Source organism: Streptomyces sp. 4N124, from assembly GCF_052245395.1.
Taxonomy (GTDB): Bacteria; Actinomycetota; Actinomycetes; order Streptomycetales; family Streptomycetaceae; genus Streptomyces.
In genome coordinates, this window is record NZ_JBQQBS010000004.1 from 222,629 (window position 1) to 242,816 (window position 20,188).

The 20,188-nt window shown below is 71.8% G+C and carries 18 protein-coding genes; 8 read left to right on the forward strand and 10 right to left on the reverse strand.

Annotation, left to right across the window (positions count from 1 at the left end; translation table 11 throughout):
- Positions 1–150: 150 nt before the first annotated feature.
- A complete protein-coding gene (locus ACTWQO_RS06100; protein WP_443236175.1) occupies positions 151–660 on the reverse strand; it encodes an ATP-binding protein in 510 nt (169 codons plus the stop codon).
- A 182-nt stretch (positions 661–842) separates the two neighbouring features.
- The gene (locus ACTWQO_RS06105) at positions 843–1,166 is read right to left on the reverse strand and encodes a hypothetical protein (protein ID WP_443236176.1); all 324 of its coding nucleotides are present in this window, start codon (positions 1,164–1,166) and stop codon (positions 843–845) included.
- A gap of 367 nt (positions 1,167–1,533) precedes the next feature.
- Between ACTWQO_RS06105 and ACTWQO_RS06110 the strand changes: the two genes are divergently transcribed.
- Positions 1,534–2,658, forward strand: a complete 1,125-nt coding sequence (locus ACTWQO_RS06110; protein ID WP_443236239.1) for a PLP-dependent cysteine synthase family protein — start codon at positions 1,534–1,536, stop codon at positions 2,656–2,658.
- A 197-nt stretch (positions 2,659–2,855) separates the two neighbouring features.
- On the opposite strand, the gene ACTWQO_RS06115 is transcribed toward ACTWQO_RS06110, so the two are convergent.
- Positions 2,856–3,329, reverse strand: a complete 474-nt coding sequence (locus ACTWQO_RS06115) for an SRPBCC family protein (protein ID WP_443236177.1) — start codon at positions 3,327–3,329, stop codon at positions 2,856–2,858.
- Between the two features lie 97 nt (positions 3,330–3,426).
- Complete coding sequence (locus ACTWQO_RS06120; protein ID WP_443236178.1) at positions 3,427–4,257, reverse strand: DeoR/GlpR family DNA-binding transcription regulator; 831 nt, start codon at positions 4,255–4,257, stop codon at positions 3,427–3,429.
- A gap of 293 nt (positions 4,258–4,550) precedes the next feature.
- Here ACTWQO_RS06120 and ACTWQO_RS06125 point away from each other — a divergent pair, with 293 nt between their 5' ends.
- Positions 4,551–6,893 carry a hypothetical protein gene (locus ACTWQO_RS06125; protein WP_443236179.1) on the forward strand — a complete coding sequence of 781 codons (2,343 nt, stop codon included), beginning with the start codon at positions 4,551–4,553 and terminating at the stop codon, positions 6,891–6,893.
- Here the strand turns inward: ACTWQO_RS06125 and ACTWQO_RS06130 are convergent.
- The 4 genes from ACTWQO_RS06130 to ACTWQO_RS06145 form a co-directional block, all read right to left on the reverse strand.
- The gene (locus tag ACTWQO_RS06130; RefSeq protein ID WP_443236180.1) at positions 6,863–9,298 is read right to left on the reverse strand and encodes a right-handed parallel beta-helix repeat-containing protein; all 2,436 of its coding nucleotides are present in this window, start codon (positions 9,296–9,298) and stop codon (positions 6,863–6,865) included. The genes ACTWQO_RS06125 and ACTWQO_RS06130 overlap by 31 nt on opposite strands.
- A 164-nt stretch (positions 9,299–9,462) precedes the next feature.
- The gene (locus ACTWQO_RS06135; RefSeq protein ID WP_443236181.1) at positions 9,463–10,068 is read right to left on the reverse strand and encodes an Rv1733c family protein; all 606 of its coding nucleotides are present in this window, start codon (positions 10,066–10,068) and stop codon (positions 9,463–9,465) included.
- A 178-nt stretch (positions 10,069–10,246) separates the two neighbouring features.
- Complete coding sequence (locus ACTWQO_RS06140; RefSeq protein WP_443236182.1) at positions 10,247–11,080, reverse strand: MOSC domain-containing protein; 834 nt, start codon at positions 11,078–11,080, stop codon at positions 10,247–10,249.
- 43 nt (positions 11,081–11,123) lie between these two features.
- On the reverse strand, positions 11,124–11,555 hold the full coding sequence (locus ACTWQO_RS06145; protein ID WP_443236183.1) for a DUF6643 family protein: 432 nt from the start codon (positions 11,553–11,555) through the stop codon (positions 11,124–11,126).
- 304 nt (positions 11,556–11,859) lie between these two features.
- Between ACTWQO_RS06145 and ACTWQO_RS06150 the strand changes: the two genes are divergently transcribed.
- A complete protein-coding gene (locus tag ACTWQO_RS06150; RefSeq protein ID WP_443236184.1) occupies positions 11,860–13,104 on the forward strand; it encodes a TerD family protein in 1,245 nt (414 codons plus the stop codon).
- A 7-nt stretch (positions 13,105–13,111) separates the two neighbouring features.
- Here ACTWQO_RS06150 and ACTWQO_RS06155 read toward each other — a convergent pair whose 3' ends face one another.
- Positions 13,112–14,287, reverse strand: a complete 1,176-nt coding sequence (locus ACTWQO_RS06155) for a glycosyltransferase (RefSeq protein ID WP_443236185.1) — start codon at positions 14,285–14,287, stop codon at positions 13,112–13,114.
- A 57-nt stretch (positions 14,288–14,344) separates the two neighbouring features.
- Here ACTWQO_RS06155 and ACTWQO_RS06160 point away from each other — a divergent pair, with 57 nt between their 5' ends.
- Together ACTWQO_RS06160 and ACTWQO_RS06165 are read left to right on the forward strand one after the other, a co-directional pair.
- Positions 14,345–15,130 carry a glutamate racemase gene (locus ACTWQO_RS06160; RefSeq protein ID WP_443236186.1) on the forward strand — a complete coding sequence of 262 codons (786 nt, stop codon included), beginning with the start codon at positions 14,345–14,347 and terminating at the stop codon, positions 15,128–15,130.
- 105 nt (positions 15,131–15,235) lie between these two features.
- The gene (locus ACTWQO_RS06165) at positions 15,236–15,781 is read left to right on the forward strand and encodes a hypothetical protein (protein ID WP_443236187.1); all 546 of its coding nucleotides are present in this window, start codon (positions 15,236–15,238) and stop codon (positions 15,779–15,781) included.
- 28 nt (positions 15,782–15,809) lie between these two features.
- On the opposite strand, the gene ACTWQO_RS06170 is transcribed toward ACTWQO_RS06165, so the two are convergent.
- A complete protein-coding gene (locus tag ACTWQO_RS06170) occupies positions 15,810–16,877 on the reverse strand; it encodes an O-antigen ligase family protein (RefSeq protein WP_443236188.1) in 1,068 nt (355 codons plus the stop codon).
- Positions 16,878–17,117: 240 nt separating this feature from the next.
- On the opposite strand from ACTWQO_RS06170, the gene lnt reads away from it, so the two are divergent.
- From lnt to ACTWQO_RS06185, 3 genes are read left to right on the forward strand one after another with little or no spacing between them, the layout of a single operon-like run.
- Positions 17,118–18,728 (forward strand): apolipoprotein N-acyltransferase, encoded by a 1,611-nt coding sequence (lnt, locus tag ACTWQO_RS06175; RefSeq protein ID WP_443236189.1) that lies wholly within the window; start codon positions 17,118–17,120, stop codon positions 18,726–18,728.
- 57 nt (positions 18,729–18,785) lie between these two features.
- Positions 18,786–19,265 carry an NUDIX hydrolase gene (locus ACTWQO_RS06180; RefSeq protein ID WP_443236190.1) on the forward strand — a complete coding sequence of 160 codons (480 nt, stop codon included), beginning with the start codon at positions 18,786–18,788 and terminating at the stop codon, positions 19,263–19,265.
- Between the two features lie 54 nt (positions 19,266–19,319).
- A complete protein-coding gene (locus ACTWQO_RS06185) occupies positions 19,320–20,120 on the forward strand; it encodes a 3-hydroxybutyrate dehydrogenase (RefSeq protein ID WP_443236191.1) in 801 nt (266 codons plus the stop codon).
- Positions 20,121–20,188: the final 68 nt, after the last annotated feature.

The window sequence follows — 20,188 nt, forward strand, 5'->3', positions numbered from 1 at the left end:
AAGCGCTGAGCACGTTCGGGGTCTCGACACCGGCATTCAGCGCTCCCGGAGGCGACCGAGCAATTCAACACAGCGCGCGACGGCCACAGCCAATCGCCGTCCCCACAACGGCACAGAGCCCTCCCAGCCCGCCGAGCCGCCCCCAGCCCATCAAACGCCCGCGTCCACCGTCCGCTCAACCTCTGCAGGAACAGCCCCCGCCGTCTCCCGCACCACCCGCCGCGGCGGACGAGCCATCCCCGCCCCCGCCTCCACCCGCGCCCCCGCAGACGTCGGCAGCGTGAACCACACGACCTTGCCCGACTCCCCGTCCGGCCTGACCCCCCAGCTCTCGCTGACGGCGGCCACCATCGCCAGCCCCCGCCCACACGTCGCGAGCGAGTCCGCGTCGCCGACCTCGGGAAGCCGCGGGTCGTGGTCGTGCACCGAGACCATGAGCCGGTCGAGCAGCAGCTCGATCTCCACGGTGCACATCTTGTCGGGCTGCGCATGCTGGTGGACGTTGGTCAGCAACTCGGTCACACCGAGCGCGGCCCGGTCGATCAGGGTGTCCAGATGCCAGTAGCGCAACTGTGCCGATACGATTCTGCGGACCTGTCCGATCCGCGACGGCAGGGCTTGGAGCTCCACCGTGCAGTGTCTGCTTGGGTGACTGATCACGGCTGCGACTCCCCGACGTGAGGTGGGAAGAACACGAACGTACGGATCCAGCAGGATGCGTGCGTGAAACTGCCGCCTGCTGTCATGGCCGGCGGGCTGGTTCGCAGCGTTATCGCCGGTAAACCCAGAGTGACGTGAGACCAGCGTGACGCAAGGGACGCCGTACCGCAACTCTTCGTAGCTCAGCGATTACGCCCCGCAGCCCTGTGTACCGCTTCGATGAACCGGCGTGCCGCGGGCGGACCCGGCTCGCCCGGCGCGGGGTCGTGGTCGCCGAGGGTCAGCAGATACCGCTTGCCGTTGAGGTCCGCCAGTGCCCGGTCCTCCGGCGCGAACCAGGGCCGGGACGCGCGCACCGCCTGGACCGGCGCGCTGTCGATCTCGCTGCCGTAACTGGTGAGCAGTTCCAGCCTGCCGCCGCTGATCCGGACCTGTCCGGCCCGGGTGAGCGAGCGCAGCCGCTTCCCGATCCGCACGCCCGTGGCCGTGAACTCCGGCTCCGCCATGCCGTCCCGCCCCCTCGTGCGCATCGGTGCCGGCCGCGATCCCGCAGGGGCCGTGGCCGGCTCGTGTCGTGATCCAGTGTGCGTCCTCATACGGGGCCCGAGTCCCGTTCCGGACCGGCGTCCTGCCCGGGCCCGCCTCCCGTCCGGTGCAGTCTGCCCGCACCCGACGCAGAGCACCAGTGCGCACGTCACGGTCGGCATGGGCGCTTGCGGCACTCGCGCGAATGCGCCCCCCCGTGCCACCCCCAGCGTGGCCTTTGAGGTGCTCAAAGCTGCGTTTATGCAGGTGAGAAGCGTGCGAAACGTGTTTATGATCGGTGCGACGGCCGCGCGAACCGCCGTGGACGACAGCCTGAGGAGCAGCGCCGTGAAGACCTCCGAGCAGACCCCGACCGGCGTGACCCTCGACGTCGACCACAGTGACGCCGCCTACCGCGGCTGGCTGAAAGAGGCCGTGCGCAAGGTCCAGGCCGACGCCAACCGCTCGGCCGACACGCACCTGCTCCGCTTTCCGCTGGCGGAGAAGTGGGGCATCGACCTGTATCTCAAGGACGAGTCCACCCACCCGACCGGCAGCCTCAAGCACCGGCTCGCCCGCTCGCTCTTCCTCTACGGCCTGTGCAACGGCTGGATCCGGCCGGGCCGTCCGGTGATCGAGGCGTCCAGTGGTTCCACGGCTGTCTCCGAGGCGTACTTCGCGGGGCTCATCGGTGTGCCCTTCATCGCCGTCATGCCGCGCACGACCAGCGCCGAGAAGTGCCGCCTCATCGAGTTCCACGGGGGGCAGTGCCACTTCGTGGACGACTCGCGCAAGATGTACGAGGAGTCCGCGCGCCTCGCGGTGGAGACCGGCGGCCACTACATGGACCAGTTCACCTACGCCGAACGGGCCACGGACTGGCGCGGCAACAACAACATCGCCGAATCGATCTTCCGCCAGCTCCAGTTGGAGCGGTTCCCGGAGCCCGCGTGGATCGTCGCCACGGCCGGCACCGGCGGCACCTCCGCGACCCTCGCGCGCTATGTGCACTACATGCAGTACGACACCCGTATCTGTGTCGCCGACCCGGAGAACTCATGCTTCTTCGAGGGCTGGACCACCGGCGATCCGGACGTCACCTGCGACCGCGGCTCCCGTATCGAGGGCATCGGCCGGCCGCGTGTGGAACCGAGCTTCGTGCCCGGCGCCATCGACCGGATGATGAAGGTGCCCGACGCGGCGAGCGTGGCGGCCGTCCGTGCCCTGGAGCAGGCCATCGGCCGCAAGGCGGGCGGCTCGACCGGGACCGGGCTGTGGAGCGCGCTGAAGATCGTCGCCGAGATGGTGGCCGAGGGGCGGCGGGGGAGCGTGGTGACGCTGCTGTGCGACCCGGGCGACCGCTATCTCGACAAGTACTACTCGGACGTATGGCTGGCCGAGCAGGGCCTGGACATCGCGCCGTACACGGCGGCGATCGAGTCGCTGCTGGAGACGGGGATCTGGCCGTCCTGAGCCGGCGTGCCGCCCAGCCGGCCGACACCGCCTTGACTCAGCGTGCCGCCCGCCGCTCGGTCCGGCGCCGTCCTGACTAAGGCTGCTACCAGCGGGTCGATCCGGTGCCACCCTGAGTCAGCGCGTCGCCCAGCCGACCGGCGCCGTGCCGCCTTGTGTCGGCGCGTTGCCGGACGTCGGTCCAGTGCTGCCTTGCGTCAGCGCACCGCCAGCCGCCGGTCCAGTGCCGTGACCGCGTCCCGGAACGCCCGGCCCAGGCCCGTGCGGGCGAGCCTCAGCACCGTGCGGAACGGAGCGGTCCCGTCGGCGGCGAATGTCCACTGCACGCGCGTGCCCGTCCCGGCCGGCGTCAGCCGCCACTCCTCGACCAGGGCACGTGCCCCCGGCGCGTTGGTCTCGTCGACGCGATAGGCGTACACCTCCGGCCCCTTCGCGGCGAGGATCGTCTCCTGGAACCGTGTGCCGCCTCTGAGCCGGATCTCGCGCCCGGCGCCGTCCGCGGTGGGCCGGGCCAGCGTCACCGCCGAGAACCAGTCCACCCAGCCCGGCACATCCTCGGCGAGCGCGGCGAAGACCGCCTCGGGCGGCGCGGAGATCTCCCGCGCGAAGACGAGACGTACCGGCGCGGAGCCGACGAAGTCGAGCCCCACCGGGCGCAGACGGCGAGCCATGGACGACAACCTCCATCAGCGAGGCGGACGTTGACCGGGCAACCTCACCCTAGCTGACGCATCGTCAGCTGTCTGCCTCGCCGAGGGTCGACGCCCGTCAGTCCTCAACGCCCTCGTCGGGCTCGCCCGCCACCACGAGCCGGCGCAGATGCTCCGCCACCTCGTCGCGCGCCTCCGCGGGCAGTCCGGCGTCCGTCACCAGCGTGTCGACCTGCTCCAGCGCGGCGAACGAACTCAGGCCCACCGTCCCCCACTTCGTGTGGTCCGCGACCACCACGACCCGCCGCGCCGACTGCACGAGACGCCGATTGGTCTCGGCCTCCGCGAGGTTCGGCGTCGACAGGCCGGCCTCCACCGATATCCCGTGCACCCCGAGGAACAGCACGTCGAAGTGGAGCGCCGCGATCGCCTGGTCGGCCACCGGGCCCACGAGCGAGTCCGACGGCGTGCGCACCCCTCCGGTCAGCACGACCGTCGCCGCGCCCTGCCGCGGGCCCGAGGTGCGCTGCGCGGCATGGAAGACATCGGCCACCCGCACCGAGTTGGTGACCACCGTCAGGTCCGGCACGTCGAGCAGATGGTGTGCCAGCGCGTACGTCGTCGTACCGCCCGACAATGCGATCGCGCTGCCCGGCGCCACCAGCTGCGCCGCGGTCCGCGCGATGTCCTCCTTGGCCGTCAGCTCCAGGCCCGACTTGGCCTCGAAGCCCGGCTCGTGCGTGCTCGCCTCGACCACCGGGACCGCGCCGCCGTGCACCTTCTCCAGTACGCCCTGCCGTGCGAGCGCGTCCAGATCACGGCGCACGGTCATGTCCGACACGCCGAGCTTGCGGGTCAGCTCGTTCACCCGGACGCCGCCGCGCCGCCGCACCTCGTCCAGGATCAGGGCGCGCCGCTGCTCCGCGAGGAGGTTCTGATTCTCACTCACGTACGCTTCGGTTCCTTCCGTCCAGGGGCCGTCCGACACGCCCCGCACACCCACTCCGACAAGCACATTCTCCCCGGTCCCGTGCGCGGACGACCCATCCTTTCACGGGTCGGCACAGAGCGTGTCACCGGCTGTCCCGTCGCGCGCATGTCACTCGTGTCCCATCCGTTGTCCTTCTGTCACCCGGATCGGGGAGATTCGGTGACAAGAGGTGTGCGGCACCTGCGGAGCGGAGATCCTTACGCCCGCACGGACAGAAGCCGACGGCGCGTCACGGGGGAAGTGCGAGAACAGTGGAACGTGTCTTGTCCGAGGGGGCGGACGGACCCGCCCAGCGGCCCGGGGAACCCGGTATCGCCCTGGAACTGCTGGTCCACGGCGTCGGTGGCGCCACGCCCGAGAAGATGCTGGACGATCCGCGGACGGTGCGGATCACCGGCGACGACACGGCGGCCGTCTTCCGGCGCGCCGACGACGCCGACGCGGAGACCAGCCCCCGCGACCACCGTGACGAACCGGTGCCCGAAGCCTACGTCTGGTCCAACCTCACCTCCGGCAACAGCGCTCGCGCCCTGTGGCTGCTGTTGCTGCCGTTCATGGTGGTCAACCTCGCCCACTGGATGCGGCCCAGGGCCCGGGGCCGCGACCGCACGGTGCGGCTGTACGGGCTGCTGGTGCGGCTCGCCGGACTGACGCTGACGGTGCTGCTCGTCGCGGCCGTATGCGAGGTCGCCCTCGACCTGACGGCATGGCAGTGCGCGGGCAGGCCCGCGTGCGCCGAACGGCACTCCTGGCTGGGCTTCCTGTCACCGGCGGACGGCGGCTGGTGGAGCCTGCCGGGCCGTCGGCTCGCGCTCGCCGCCCTGGTGCCCGCCGCGCTCACCGGCCTGCTGTGGTACCTCTCCCGCCGCACCTGGAGCGCGTACGAGTCCCAGCAGCCGATCTCCCGCACCGTCGAGCCCGACGAGGACACCAGCCGCACCGCCCTGGGCCGGCCCGGCTTCTGGTACGGGCGGCGCCTGGTGGCCCGGCTGCGTGCCGCGCACACCGCGGCGGCCCTGCTGACGGTCGCCGCCGCGGTCGGCACGTCGGCGGCCCGCTTCGACCGCGGGCCCGGCGGCCCCGCCATGCTCGACACCCTGGGGTGGCTCCTGGTCGGGGCGCTCGTCGCGGGAGCCATCGCCGTCCTCTGGGTCGTCTGCCGCCGGGGTCGCAGCGAGAACCGCCTCGACCAGGAGCTCGACGAGCACCTCGTACGACGGCTGCCGCTCGCCGCGCTCGTGCTGCTCGTGCTCGCCATGGTGTACGCCGGGTGGGAACGCCAGGGCTGGGAGTCGGACGGACGGCTGCCGGGCGACGCGACCTTCGGCGGCATCGCCCTGCTGCAGGGTCTGCTCGTCATCGTCCTGGCCGTGGTCGCCCACCTGCTGTACCGCACCCACCCCGACCCCCGCGCCGCGATGTACGGCTTCGGTGGACCCGCCGTCGCGATGCTGGCCTGCGCGCTGGGCGGGGTGATGTCCGGCGGCCTGTCGCAGCGGGTGGCGGACTGGCTGGACGGCACGCGCGCGTCCATCCCTGGTCCGCCGGTCCTGCTGACCTGGCAGTCGTCCGTGATCCCGCCGCTGCTCGTCGTCCTGCTGGTGCTCTGCGGCGCGCTGGCGTGGCGGACCTGGCGGCTGTGCCGCGCCGAACTGCGTGGGGTGCGCCCCGACCACCCGGACGACCCCCAGGACCCCACCCGCACCCGTCGTATCGCGAACACCCGCGCCATGGCCACGCTCACCGACCGCGCCCCGCTCCTCGTGGCCGTCATCTCCACCACGACGCTGCTCCTGGGCGCCGGAGCGCTCGTGGGCGCCATGGTGTCCGACAAGGTGCCGAGCAAGGCCACCGGGTCGACGCACCCCTTCCTGCACGGCGCCGCCGAAACGGCCCAGGCACTGGGATCCTGGCTGATCAGCCTCGGCTTCATACTCTTCGTCACCTGGGGCCGGCGCGCCTACAAGGACGCCTCCGCCCGGCGCACCATCGGCATCCTGTGGGACGTCGGCACCTTCTGGCCGCGCGCCGCCCACCCCTTCGCCCCGCCCTGCTACGCCGAGCGCGCCGTGCCCGACCTGACCTGGCGCATGGCGACCTGGACCCGTGCCACCGGCGGACGCCTGGTCATCTCCGGTCACTCCCAGGGCAGCGTGCTCGCCGCCGCCGCGGCCTGGCAGCTCACCCCGTCCGCACGCAAGCGGGTGGCCCTGCTGACATACGGCTCCCCGCTCGAGCGCCTCTACGGCCGCTGGTTCCCGGCCCACTTCGGCCCGGCCGCCCTCAGCTCCCTGCACCACGACGTCGACTGCTGGCGCAACCTCTACCGCATCACCGACCCGATCGGCGGCCCGGTGCGCCTCGCCGGCGACTGCGGCCCCGAGGTGGACCGCGACGCCCTGGAGGACCCCCTCGCCTACGGCCGCACGGACACGCATCCGCTGCCCGCACCCATCCTCGGCCACTCCGACTACCAGGCCGACCCGGCGTTCGCGGAGGAACGCGAGCGGCTGCTGGCCCGTCTACGGCCGGAGCTGCCCGGACCGCGCCGGAAGGGGGAGGGTCAGGGCGAGTCGGGCAGGTCCTCGGCGTAGAGCAGCGTCAGATCGTCCGTGCTCGGCTCCTCGAACTGTGCGACCCGGCTCGCGTGCCGTTCCACCATCGCCTCGAAGGTCTGGCGGGCGGTACGGCCGTTGCCGAACGCGGGGCCCTTGGGGATCGCCGTGAAGTACTTCAGCAGGCCTTCCGAGGCGCCCGGTGCCAGCCGGTACTCGTGCTCCTCGGCCTGCTGCTCCACGATGCGCAGGAGTTCTTCGGGGTTGTAGTCGCTGAAGGTGATGGTCCGCGAGAAGCGGGAGGCCACGCCCGGGTTGACGGAAAGGAAGCGTTCCATCTCGGCCGTGTAGCCCGCGACGATCACCACGACCGCGTCCCGGTGGTCCTCCATCAGCTTCACCAGCGTGTCGATGGCCTCCTTGCCGAAGTCCCGGCCCGAGTCCTCCGGCGACAGCGCGTACGCCTCGTCGATGAACAGCACGCCGCCGCGCGCCTTGTCGAAGGCCTCCTGGGTGCGGATCGCCGTGGAGCCGATGTGCTCGCCGACCAGGTCGACGCGGGACACCTCGACGAGATGGCCCTTCTCCAGCACGCCGAGCGCGGCCAGGATCTCGCCGTAGAGACGGGCCACCGTCGTCTTGCCGGTGCCGGGGGAGCCGGTGAAGACCAAGTGGCGCTTGACGGACGCGGCCTTGAGGCCTGCCTGCTGGCGGCGCCGGCCCACCTCGATCATGTCGGTCAGCGCTCGTACTTCGCGCTTGACGCTCTCCAGGCCGACCAGCGCGTCGAGTTCACCGAGGACGGCCTTCGAGGTCCGCGTCGGCTTCTCGGGCTGGGTGGCGGCGACCAGCGGCTCCTGCTCGGTGGTGCGCTGCCCCGGGATCGCGCCCAGCAGGCCCGGGGACTGACTGACCGTCTGCACCACCGTCTCCCGAGCCGCGGGCGGCTTGAAGCTCCCGCTCTCGTCACTGCTGCAGTCCTCCACGACCGGACCGGCACCGGCCGCCTCCGGGCCGCCGTCGGCGAATTCGTACCCGCCGCGCGCACACCGCTCCGTACGGCACTTCTTCAGCGTCGTACGGCAGCCGTCGATCACATGGAAGCCATAGCCGGCGCTGCCGGTCACCCGGCAGTTCAGGAAGCTGCCACGGCCGCCCGCCGACACATAGAAGCCGGCTTCCGCGGGGGAGTCGACGGTGCATCGCTCGATGGTGGGGTCGGCGCCCTTGGTGACGATCACGCCGGTCTGCATGCCGTCCAGCGTGCAGCCGTTGAGGGTGCCGCCGCTGCCGTGGTCGCGGAACCAGGCGCCCGTCGCCGCGTCCCGGATACGGCAGTCGTCGAGCTGTGCGGTGGCGCCGTCACTCACCGACACGGCCGTGTTGCGCACCTGGGAGATGTCGCTGTCGACGACGTCCGCGCGGGAGCCGCGGTCCAGGACGAACAGCGCGTCCGGTACGTCGTGCACCCGGCAGGAGTCGAGGACCGCGGTGGCGCCGTCGCTGACCCACACCGCGGGATAGTCGCCGGTGCTGTCGAAGATCTCGCACTGGTTGGCGTCCACGCGGGTGCCCGGGTCCCACACCGACAGGCCGTTGCGGCCGAACTGACGCACCGTGGTGCGGGTCAGCGTCAGCACGGAGCGCGAGCGCAGGTCGACCGCGTTCTCCGGGATGTCATGGATGCGGCAGTCGGCCAGAGTCAGCACGGCGTCCGTGTCGAGGGTGACCCCGTCGGCGGTGGTGCGGTGCACATCGCAGTCGGTGAGATGTGCCGTGGCCCGGCCGGTGACCTGCACGCCGCTGCCCCGGACCTCGTACACCTCGCAGCCCACGGCCTCCAGTGCCGAGTTCTCCCCGGTCGCCGACAGGCCCGCGCCCGACGTGTGGTGGACGCGGCAGCGCTCCAGGCGCGGGTGGGCACCCCCACGCACCGCGACCCCGGACTGGCCGGCCGAGACGACCTCGCACTCCTCGAACACCCCGCCCCCGCCGTCGAGTACGGCGATGCCGATGCCCGCAGGGTTGTCGACGGTGCAGCGCCGCACCGTCGGCCGGGCGCCGCCGCGTACCTCGATGCCGGCCGCGGACCGCGTGACGATCCGCACGTCCGACAGCTCGGGCGCGCCTTCCTCGACGAGCAGCGCGGGCGCGGCCGCGTCCTGGCCCTCCACATGCAGGTCCTGTACGACCGCGGAGGCACGCACGGTCAACGGCACACCGTCCACGGGCGCGATGCGGACGGAGCCGGGGGAGCCCTCAGGGCCACGCAGGGTCACCGCCCGCTGCACCACGAGGTTCTCCCGGTAGGTGCCTGGAGCGACGGTGAGAACATCGCCGTCGGCCGCGGCCTCCAGGGCGGCGGCGAGCGATGCGTACTCACCCGTGCGGCGGCGCCACCGCGATGTGCCGGTGTGCGTCACCTGGACCGTGCCCTGTGCCATGGCGTTGCTGTGCCCCCACCTCGGTCGTACTGATGGCTCGTTCGCCTTCGGGGCGCTTCAGCCGCCCCTGCGGCTCGCTCGCGCGCGGGTTGACGCCGAAGAGAGTTCGGCCGGTCCACCGTAGCGTGCGCGCAGGCAGTGGGTTGACCAGAGCCGGAAGGCCGTCAACTGCCGGTGCCGGTCCGGCCCCAGTCGGGGCCCGCCCGGTCCCAGGCCTGGTCCCAACGGGCGTACCGGCGGCGGACCATGCGCCAGACGATCAGCCGCCTGGAGCCGTCGATCAGGCCCGCCGTGAGCAGGGTGGCGCCGAATCCGGCGAGGACCGCGTGCGTCGTCGCCGTGGCGGAGTCCAGGGGGCGGGCCATGATGCGGCCGTGGGCGTCCGTCCAGAGCATGAAGCGGTCGCCCGCTTGCGGGTCTTCGAGGTGGGCCGTGACCGGCCCGTGCTGCGCGGTGCCGTCCGGGCCGGTCCAGTCGGCGAGGACGCGACTGCGTGTGTCCCGCGCGGGCGAGGTCTCGGGGTCGGCGTCCAGCGCGGAGCCGTTCAGCTTGCGCACCACGGTCGCCGTCACCTGATGACGTGACTCGCGCTGGTCCCGGACCGACTGCTGGAGCGCGTCCTGAGCGACACTGCCGATCACACAACCCGCCGCGGGCGCGGCGACCAGGATGAGCAGCAGGGCCACCAGGGCGGCCCAGGCCTCGGCCAGATCGGTCGTGCGGCGCAGCGGGTTGTGCCGCCAGCGCCAGAGTCCGCTGATGGTTCGCACGGTCCCGCACCCCCTTCCCGCTCCGTGATAACCCCCGGCGGAGCCGTTCACGCGGGGGCCCGGTCAAAGAGAGAGCGAAATCACCCCCGATCGGGCCTCTCATGAACTTCTCACGAAATCCCACCATCCCAACGTGCTGCCCCCCGAGCCGAGTTCCCGCCTGCCGGGCGGCGGCGGATCACTCTCGGTCCAGGATCCTGACCGGGTCGCCGACCTGGATCGTGCCGCGGGACTGGGGCACCAGGTTCTGTCCGAAAACCAGCTTGCCGCCGAGGCGGCGGTGTCGGCCGAGGGTGTGGAGGGGCTCGCTGCCGCGTCCGGCGGTGCCCTGGTCGGTGGTGGTCACGACGCAGCGCCCGCATTTCTTGGCGACCCGGAAGACGACCTCGCCGATGGCCAGGCGCGACCAGTCGTCCTCGGCCCAGGCGGCGGTGCCCGACACCACCACGTTCGGCCGGAAGCGGTTCATGGGCAGGGGGCTCTCGTCCGGGTGATCGCCCTGGGCGATCAGGGAGTTGAGGGCGTCGAGCGAGGCGGCCGAGGTGAGCAGCAGCGGATAGCCGTCGGCGAAGGTGACGGTCTCGCCCGGCAGCGCGTACTCGGGGTCGACGGGCCGGCGGGTGGCCGGGTCGTCCATGTGCACGAGTCGGACCTCGGCGCCGAGATAGTCACTGCACCAGGCGTGCGCCGCCGCGTCGGCGGCCGGGAACGCGTCGACCTTGTCGCGGAAGATCTCCATCGTCACCGCGCCGATGGGCTCCGGGACGGGCACCGTCAACGGATCCATACCGGGTGCGGACAGCCGAACGCCGCCGCCGGGCACAAGCTCGGCGGCGGCCAGTGCCAGGCGTGGCTGGCGGCGTTGCGTGACGACCTTTCCCCCGTCGTCGATCAGCGCCCAGCGTCGGTCTCCGGCCAGGCCCCAGGGCTCCACGACGGCCTCCCGGGGCGACTGGCCCCGGACCGACTTGACCGGATGAACATGAATCGACTGCAGCTGCGCGTTCCCCATGGGGCCATCGTGCCAGCCCGGCACCGACAGCTCCGCTGGAGGATCAGTAGCCGCGGTACTGCTGGTTGTTGTACGGGTCCTGGTACGGAGCCGGGTTGGGCCGGGGAGCCGCGGGGCGCATCGCCTCGTAGCCCGTGCCGGGCGCCATCGGGCGCGGCTGCTGCTGTTGCGGACCGGGATAGCCGCGGGGTGCGCCGGCCTGCTGCGGGATGTAGGCCGCGGGTGCCTGCTGCAGCGGCGCGGGCTGCTGCGCCTGCGGGTAGCCGTAGGAGGGCTGGGACGGGCCGGCCGGGAGGGCCGGCAGCGCCGACGGCAGCGCGGGCAGGTGGTTGCCCGGCATGTCGTACGCCGCAGGGACCCGGATCGGGGCGATCTGCGGGGTACCCCGCTCGGCGACGAGCCTGTCGTAGATCGGAGTGTCCGGGAAGGAGGCGGAGTAGTAGCCGCCGCCATAAGTGGAGCGGGGGGAGGTCATGGCACATAAGTTAAGCCCACGATGTGCTGGTTGGGGAGACCGATAAGAGGGTTGTTTTCCGTGTCGGCAGTGACGCGGGATCCCCAATGCGAGCGAACTTGGCAAAAAGGGGCGGTGGTAGGGGCTCGGATCCTGTAAAGGCAGAGTTCCGCGCAGGTTACCGGCGGTTGGACAGCGATCTTTCCGGGCTCCTCATGGGAGTTCATCGTGCTGGAGAATAGGTTGGTCGAGTAGGACAGAACCCAATGGGCTGCCGGGGCGTGACGACCTGGCGCGGAGACTCGTGATGGGGGCGGACATGTCAATGCCTAAAGGATCGAATGCTCCGGTGCCGACGACAGCACTGCGGGTCGAATTGGGCCGGCGTTCCGGCCCGGGAGTGCCCGACGCGGACGCGTCGGCACTGCTGTTGATCGGCGGAAAGGTCAGGTCCGACGCCGACTTCGTCTTCTACAACCAGCCGACGCACTCCTCGGGCGCCGTGCGCCACGAGGGCAAGCGGGACGTGGACGGCGTGGTGGTCGACAGTCTCCTGGTCGACCTCGCGCGCGTGGAGCCCGCGATCGAGACGGTGGTCCTGGCCGCATCCGTGGACGGCGGTACGTTCGGGCAGGTGCCGGACCTCTACATCGAGGTCCGCGATGCCGCCCAGAACACCGTGGTCGCCCGCTTCGACAGTACGGGCGCGACAGTAGAAACCGCTTACGTGCTCGGTGAGTTCTACCGCCGCCAGGGCGCCTGGAAGTTCCGCGCCGTCGGCCAGGGATACGGCAGCGGGCTCGAGGGCCTCGCCACGGACTTCGGCATCACGGTCGACGAGCCGCAGCAGGCCGCCCCCACTCCGCCGGCGCCCGTCGCCGCCCCGGTGACCACGCCGCCGCCCCCTCCCGCGGCAGCCCCCGCGGCACCGGTCAGCCTCAGCAAGGTGACGCTGACCAAGGCGTCGCCCTCGGTGTCGCTGACCAAGCAGGGCGGCACATCGGGCGCGATGCGCGTGAACCTCAACTGGGAGGTGCGCAAGCAGTTCTCCGGCTGGGCCAGCAAGCTGGGCCGTGCCGTCGCCATGCACTCCGACCTCGACCTCGACCTGTGCGCCTTGTACGAACTCAGCGACGGCAGCAAGGGAGTCGTCCAAGCCCTGGGAAACGCCTTCGGCGCGCTGCACCAGCCCCCGTTCATCCACCTCGACGCCGACGACCGCACCGGCGCCAAGGCGAGCGGCGAGAACCTCACCGTCAACCTCGACCACAAACAGGCCTTTCGGCGCATCCTCATCTTCGTGACCATCTACGAGGGCGCGCGCTCCTTCGCCGACCTGCACGCCACGGTCACCCTCACTCCGCAGCACGGCGCCCCGATCGACTTCTCGCTCGACGAGTGCACCGTCCCCTCGACGGTGTGCGCGCTCGTCCTCATCACGAACACCGGCAGCGACCTGGTCGTCCAGCGCGAGGCTCGCTACCTGGTGCCGGAGCGCGGGGTCAGCCCGCAGCGGACGGTCGACTACGCCTACGGATGGGGCATGAACTGGACGCCCGGAAGGAAGTGACCGGGCTTCAGCCCTCGTCGGGGACGGCGCCCGGCCGTGCGTAGGTGCGGCCCTTCCAGGCCGCGCCGCGCCCCCGGTAGTGCTGGACCGCGGAATCGACCGTCATGAGCAGATACAGGAACGCGGTGAACGGCAGCAGCGGAGCGAGCCACAGAGGCTGCCGGTAGTAACGGAGCATCGGGACATACGTCCCCGTCATCAGCAGCCACGCGAGGGCACCGGCGACCGCGGCGCCCGAATCGCCCGCAGCCAGGCCCCAGACCAGGGACACGGGCGGCACCAGATAGACCAGCGCGAGCCCGGCGACCGTACCGGCGAGCAGCAGCGGATGGTGCCTCAACTGCGCGTAGGCGCTGCGCGAGACCATCCGCCACAGGTCGTACAGCCGTGGATACGGGCGCACGCTGTCCACCCGCTCCGCCAGCCCCAGCCAGATGTGACCCCCGCCGTCCTTGACGGCCCGCGCGAGTGCCACATCGTCGATGACGGCGTGCCGGATGGCGTCCGGGATCCGCGCCCGCTCGGCCGCTTCGGCCCGCAGCAGCACACAGCCGCCCGCCGCGGCCGCCGTCCGCGCCCCCCTCTTGCCGATCCGGCGGAAGGGATACAACTGGGCGAAGAAGTACACGAAGGCGGGCACGACGAGCCGCTCCCACACACTCGCCACCCGCAGCCGGGCCATCTGGGAGACCACGTCGAAACCTCCGGCGTGCGCTGCCGCGACCAACTCCCGCAGACTGTCCGGGGCATGGGCGATGTCGGCGTCCGTCAGCAGCAGGTACTCGGGGTCACGCGCGCGTGCCAGGTCGATGCCGTGGCGCACCGCCCACAGCTTGCCGGTCCAGCCCGTGGGCGGCTCACCCGGCGAGGAAACGGTCAGCGGCAGCCCGCCGTGCCGCCGGGACAGCGCCCGGGCCAACTCCCCGGTGCCGTCCGTGCTGCCGTCATCGATCAGGAACACCTCCGCCCGCCCCGGATAGTCCTGGACGAGCAGCGACGGCAGACTCTCGGGCAGTACGGCGGCCTCGTCCCGCGCCGGGACGACGACACAGACAGCAGGCCAGGTCCCCGGTTCACGACGCGACGGCAGGCGTACGTCCGTACGCCAGAAGAAGCCCTGGCCCAGCAGCAGCCACAGCCAGGCGACCAGTGATGCGGCGGCGGTCCACGCGATGGCACTCACCCGCGCAGTCTGCCCCACCGCTCCGGTGCCATACGGCCCATCGTCTATCGTGGCCGGGTGAAGATCGCGCTCATGGACTCCGGAATCGGTCTGCTGGCGGCCACCGCCGCGGTACGGCGTCTGCGACCCGACGCAGATCTCGTCCTCTCCCTCGACCCCGACGGCATGCCCTGGGGACCCAGGACCACCGAGGACCTCACGGAGCGCGCCGTCGCCGTCGCCGAGGCGGCCGCCGCCCACCGGCCCGACGCCCTGATCATCGGCTGCAACACCGCGACCGTCCACGCGCTGACCACCCTGCGCGCCCTCCTCGAGCCCGGCATTCCGGTCATCGGTACGGTCCCGGCGATCAAGCCGGCCGCGGCCGGCGGCGGCCCCTTCGCGATCTGGGCGACGCCGGCCACCACTGGCAGCCCCTACCAGCGCGGACTGATCCGGGACTTCGCCGACGGTGTGCCGGTCACCGAGGTGCCCTGCCACGGCCTGGCCGAGGCCGTGGAACACGCGGACGAGGCCGCCATCACCGCCGCCGTCGCCGCGGCCGCCGCGCTGACCCCCGACGATGTAACGACCGTCGTCCTGGGCTGCACCCATTACGAACTGGTCGCCGAACGCATCCGCACCGCCGTGCAGCGCCCCGGCCGACCGCCGCTCGTCCTGCACGGTTCCGCCGGAGCGGTCGCCGCCCAGGCGCTGCGCCGGATCGGCGAACTGCCCGCCCCGGAGGCCGCCGCGGACGGCACCCTCACGGTGCTGCTGAGCGGACGCGAGGGCGCGCTGCCCACACCCGCCCTGGCCTACGAGGAGGGCAGGCAGCTCCAGGCGATCAGCCCCGCCCGGTGACCGACCGGCACAAAACGGATGCCGGTGCTCCGGTGAGCCTCGCCTGGCGCAGTCACCCTGTGCAACGCGGTACCCGCGCAGCGAAACCTGAGTAACCTCGTAGCCATGAGGGACCACCCCCGTGATGCGAACACCCCGCACCCCGACATCTGGACCGGACGTGCCACGAACCGGATCCAGTGGCTGCTGGCCCTCGTCGGGGCGGGCTGCATGGGGCTCGGTATCGAGCTCGCCGTCGACTCGGCATGGACATCGGGTATCGCTCCGCTCGTCATGGCCGTCGTCGGCTGCATCGCCGCGGGACTGCTGGTCCTCTTCGGCACCCTGGCCTTCGTCCACGTCGACCTGAAGCTCGACAAGGAGTGCGTCGAGGTCCGCTGCGGCCACATGGGCGTGCCCCGCCGCCGCATTCCGCTGGCCCATGTCGCCGGCGCCGACTTCGACCCGCAGATCACCCCGCGGCACTGGGGCGGCTGGGGCTACCGCTGGCGGCCCGAGAAGGGCACCGCGGTCGTCGTACGGCGCGGCGAGGGCGTGGTGCTGCGGCTGTTGGACGGCCATACGTTCACCATCACGGTGGACGACGCGGAGGCCGCCGTACGAGCCATTCGCGCCCGGCTGCGGCCGAACGCGCCCGGACCGGTGCACTGATCTCACGCGCGCGGTCTGTGCCACGGCTTCACGGCGTCAGGCGGTCACCGCGCGGACGGGAGTCCCAGGTCCGCTGGGGTGGCTCGTCGGTGAGCGGGCGTGCCGTGGCCAGGCCCGCCAGCAGCCCGGCGCCCACGGACACGGCGGTGAAGCTCAACGCGTTGCCGACCGCGGCGATCGCCGCCAGCGCCGTCAGTGCGGCGCCCGCGGTGAGCGCGACCGGCGTGGAGCGGGGAGTGCGCCACAAGGCGTGCAGCACCCAGCAGAAGACCACCGCCAGCAGGAGCACGCCGACGACACCCTGTTCGGCCGCCTGCTGCAGCGGGGCGGAGTGGGGTTTGCCGTCGGACAGCAGCGTCTGGGTGGCCGTCGTGCTGAGCTCACCGAAACGCCCCGGGCCGACGCCCAGAGCGGCGTCCTCGCGGACCATGCGCAGGGCGTCGTGCCACAGCTCGATCCGGTGCCGGGTCAGCTGGCCCTCCAGATATGCGGCGAACCCGCCCGGCACCGCGTTCCCGGCCACCGCCCAGGGCAGGCCCGTCACCAGGACCGTCACCAGGGCCAGCCCTGCGATGCCCAGGCCGCGGCGGTGCATCCGGCCCGCGGCGAGCGAACACAGCAGCACCGCCACGCAGAGGACGAAACCGGTGGTCGAGCCGAGGGCGGCCGCGGTCACCGCGATCCCGGCGGCCAGCCCGCGCAGGGCGAGCCGCAGCGGCGGAGTCGACGCGGCCCACGCCGCGCAGCACGCGGAGCCGGCGGACAGGATCAGTACCGCGGCCATGGCGCCGGCGTGGCCGAGCGGCGCGACGATCTCGGGCCCGGGTGCCAGATGGGGAACGGCCACCGTCAGGGCCAGTCCGGCCAGCGCCGCGGCACAGGGCGCGGCGACCGGCAGCAGCGCCCCGCAGATCCGCCCCGCGGCATAGCCGGCCGCCACCGCCAGGATGGCGAGCAGCACACCCTCGGGGCGGCCGCCGTGCACCGTCGCTGTGATCAGCGACCAGACCGCGCAGGCCCCGAGCACCGCGACACCCACCGCGTCCGAAACGTTTCGTCTGTCGCCGGCATCCTCCGGACCGGCCGCAGACGTCATCCCCGTGGAACCCACCCCGCCCCCCGAACCCGGTCCCCCGACCTGTGACGTACCCCGGCCGTCCCGACCTGAGCGGTCGCACGACAGGGGCTCCGGCACACCGTAACGGCTGATGAACGTTTTGTGGATGAGTTGCGCCGAGTTGCGCAGGAACGATGCGGCGCCCGAGCTGGGAGAACGCCCGTACCGTCCCGTGGACCGCGCTGTCGGTGGCAAGGTCACCCGCCGTACACTCCCGGAGTGACCGTCACCGCAACCTCCGTGGACGAGTCGGACCAGCTGCAGCCGCAGAACGCGCCCGCCTCACGCCGAGCCCGCCTCGCGCGCCTTGTTCCGGCCGCCGTCGCGGCGCTCTCCGGAGTGCTGCTGTACGTCAGTTTCCCGCCACGCACCCTGTGGTGGCTCGCCCTGCCGGCCTTCGCGGTCTTCGGCTGGGTGCTGCGCGGCCGCAGCTGGAAGGCGGGCCTGGGCCTCGGCTATCTGTTCGGCCTCGGCTTCCTGCTGCCGCTGTTGGTGTGGACGGGCGTGGAAGTCGGCCCCGGGCCCTGGCTCGCGCTGGTCGCGATCGAGGCGATCTTCGTGGCGCTGGCCGGCGCAGGTATCGCCGCGGTGTCCAGGCTGCCCGCCTGGCCGGTGTGGGCGGCCGCCGTGTGGATCGCCTCGGAGGCGGCACGCGCGCGTGCGCCGTTCGAAGGTTTCCCCTGGGGTAAGATCGCTTTCGGCCAGGCCGACGGCATCTTCCTGCCGCTCGCCGCGGTCGGCGGCACCCCGGTGCTCGGCATCGCGGTCGTCCTGTGCGGCTTCGGCCTGTACGAGGTCGTACGCCTGGCCCTGGAGACTCGACGCACCCGCGCTGTCCGGCGCGGCGCCGCGGCCGTGGCGCTGCTCAGCGTCGCCGTCCCGGTGCTCGGGGCTGTTGCCGCCCGGCCGCTGGTCAGCGACAAGGCCGAGGACGGCACCGCGACCGTCGCCGTCATCCAGGGCAACGTGCCCCGGGCCGGGCTGGAGTTCAACGCCCAGCGGCGGGCGGTGCTCGACTACCACGCGCGCGAGACGGAGCGGCTGGCCGCCGAGGTCAAGGCGGGCAAGATCGCTCAGCCCGACTTCGTGCTGTGGCCCGAGAACTCCTCGGACATCGACCCGTTCGCCAACGCCGATGCCCGAGCCGTCATCGACCGGGCGGCCAAGGCGATCGGTGTGCCCATCTCGGTCGGCGGCGTCGTCGAACGGGACGGCAAGCTCCTCAACGAGCAGATCCTGTGGGACCCGGTCAAGGGACCCATCGACACCTACGACAAGCGGCAGATCCAGCCGTTCGGCGAGTACCTGCCGCTGCGCTCGCTCATCGGGGCCATCAACAGCGACTGGACGAGCATGGTCCGCCAGGACTTCAGCCGGGGCAGCGAGCCCGGCGTGTTCACCATGGACGGCGCCAAGGTCGGCCTGGTCACCTGTTACGAGGCCGCCTTCGACTGGGCCGTGCGCTCCGAGGTCACCGACGGCGCGCAGATGATCTCCGTACCGAGCAACAACGCGACCTTCGACCGCAGCGAGATGACCTACCAGCAGCTCGCCATGTCCCGCGTCCGGGCCGTCGAGCACAGCCGGACCGTCACCGTGCCGGTGACCAGCGGGGTGAGCGCGATCATCATGCCGGACGGGAAGATCACCCAGAGGACGGGCATGTTCGTCGCCGACTCGCTGGTCCAGAAGGTGCCGCTGCGCTCCTCCGAGACGCCCGCCACGAAGCTGGGCATCCTCCCGGAGATCGCGCTGGTCGTGCTCGCCGCGGGCGGGCTCGGCTGGGCCATCGGGGCCGGTGTGCGCGGGCGACGCGCTCGTGACGTGTAGTCGTACGCCGTCGTAACGCCCCCGGGGTGAGCGACCGGGCCCGTTAGGGTCGGTCGCATGGCTACTCCTGACTTCATCCGCACGATCCGCGCCTCGGCAGGCCAGCAGTTGCTGTGGCTCCCCGGAGTCACCGCCATCGTCTTCGACGACGAGGGCAGAGTGCTGCTGGGCCGTCGTACCGACACCGGCAGGTGGTCGGTGATCGGCGGCATCCCGGATCCGGGGGAGCAGCCCGCTGCCTGCGCGGTGCGGGAGGTCCAGGAGGAAACCGCCGTGCGGTGCGTCGCCGAGCGGGTCGTTCTCGTTCAGGCGCTGGATCCGGTCACCTATGGCAATGGTGACATCTGCCAGTACATGGACATCACCTTCCGTTGCCGGGCCGTCGGCGGTGAGGCGCGGGTCAACGACGACGAGTCGCTGGAGGTGGGCTGGTTCGACGTGGATGCCCTGCCCGAACTGAACGAGTTCGGACTGCTGCGGATCAAGCAGGCGCTGTCGGACGCACCCACATGGTTCGACCCTATGAGTGCCAGCTGAAGTATGGGTGTTGAGCACATGTGGCGAGGCGTCGCTGCTGCCTAGGGTCGTGCCATGACGGCTAGCAGCGCCCTAACGGGACCCCACGCTCCCTCGCTCGACCTCGGCGGCCGTACCGCCCTCGTCACCGGCGCCGCCGGCGGCATCGGCCGCGCCTGCGCGCTGCGGCTGGCGCAAGCCGGGGCCAAGGTGAGAGCGGTCGACCGGGACGCCGAAGGGCTGGAGGCGCTCGCCGAGGGGGCCCGGGACCTGTCGGGGACGGTCGAGCCGCATGTCCTCGACCTCACCGACCTGGACGCCGCCGAACTCGCCGCGGCGGGCACGGACGTCCTCGTCAACAACGCCGGGCTGCAACTGGTCCGCCCCATCGAGGAGTTCCCGCCGGACGTGTTCCACACGGTGCTCACCGTGATGCTGGAGGCACCGTTCCGGCTCATCCGCGGCGCCCTGCCCCATATGTACGGACAGGGCTGGGGCCGCATCGTGAACGTGTCCTCCGTCCATGGGCTGCGCGCCTCGGCTTTCAAGTCGGCCTATGTGGCCGCCAAGCATGGACTGGAAGGCCTGTCCAAGACCGCGGCCCTCGAAGGTGCGGCACATGGAGTCACCTCGAACTGTGTGTGCCCCGCATATGTGCGTACCCCACTGGTCGAGCAGCAGCTCGCCGATCAGTCCCGGGCGCACGGCATTCCCGAGGAGCGAGTCCTGTCCGAGGTGCTGCTGCAGGACAGCGCCGTGAAACGGCTGATCGAACCGGAGGAGGTCGCCGAGGCCGTGGCGTATCTGTGCGGCCCGCAGGCCTCCTTCGTCACAGGCACCTCCCTCGTCCTCGACGGCGGCTGGACCGCCCACTGATAGTGCCGGCGCCGCGGGCCCGCCAGGTTGTCCACAGGGCTGACGGGGCGACGGTGCGATGGGGAATC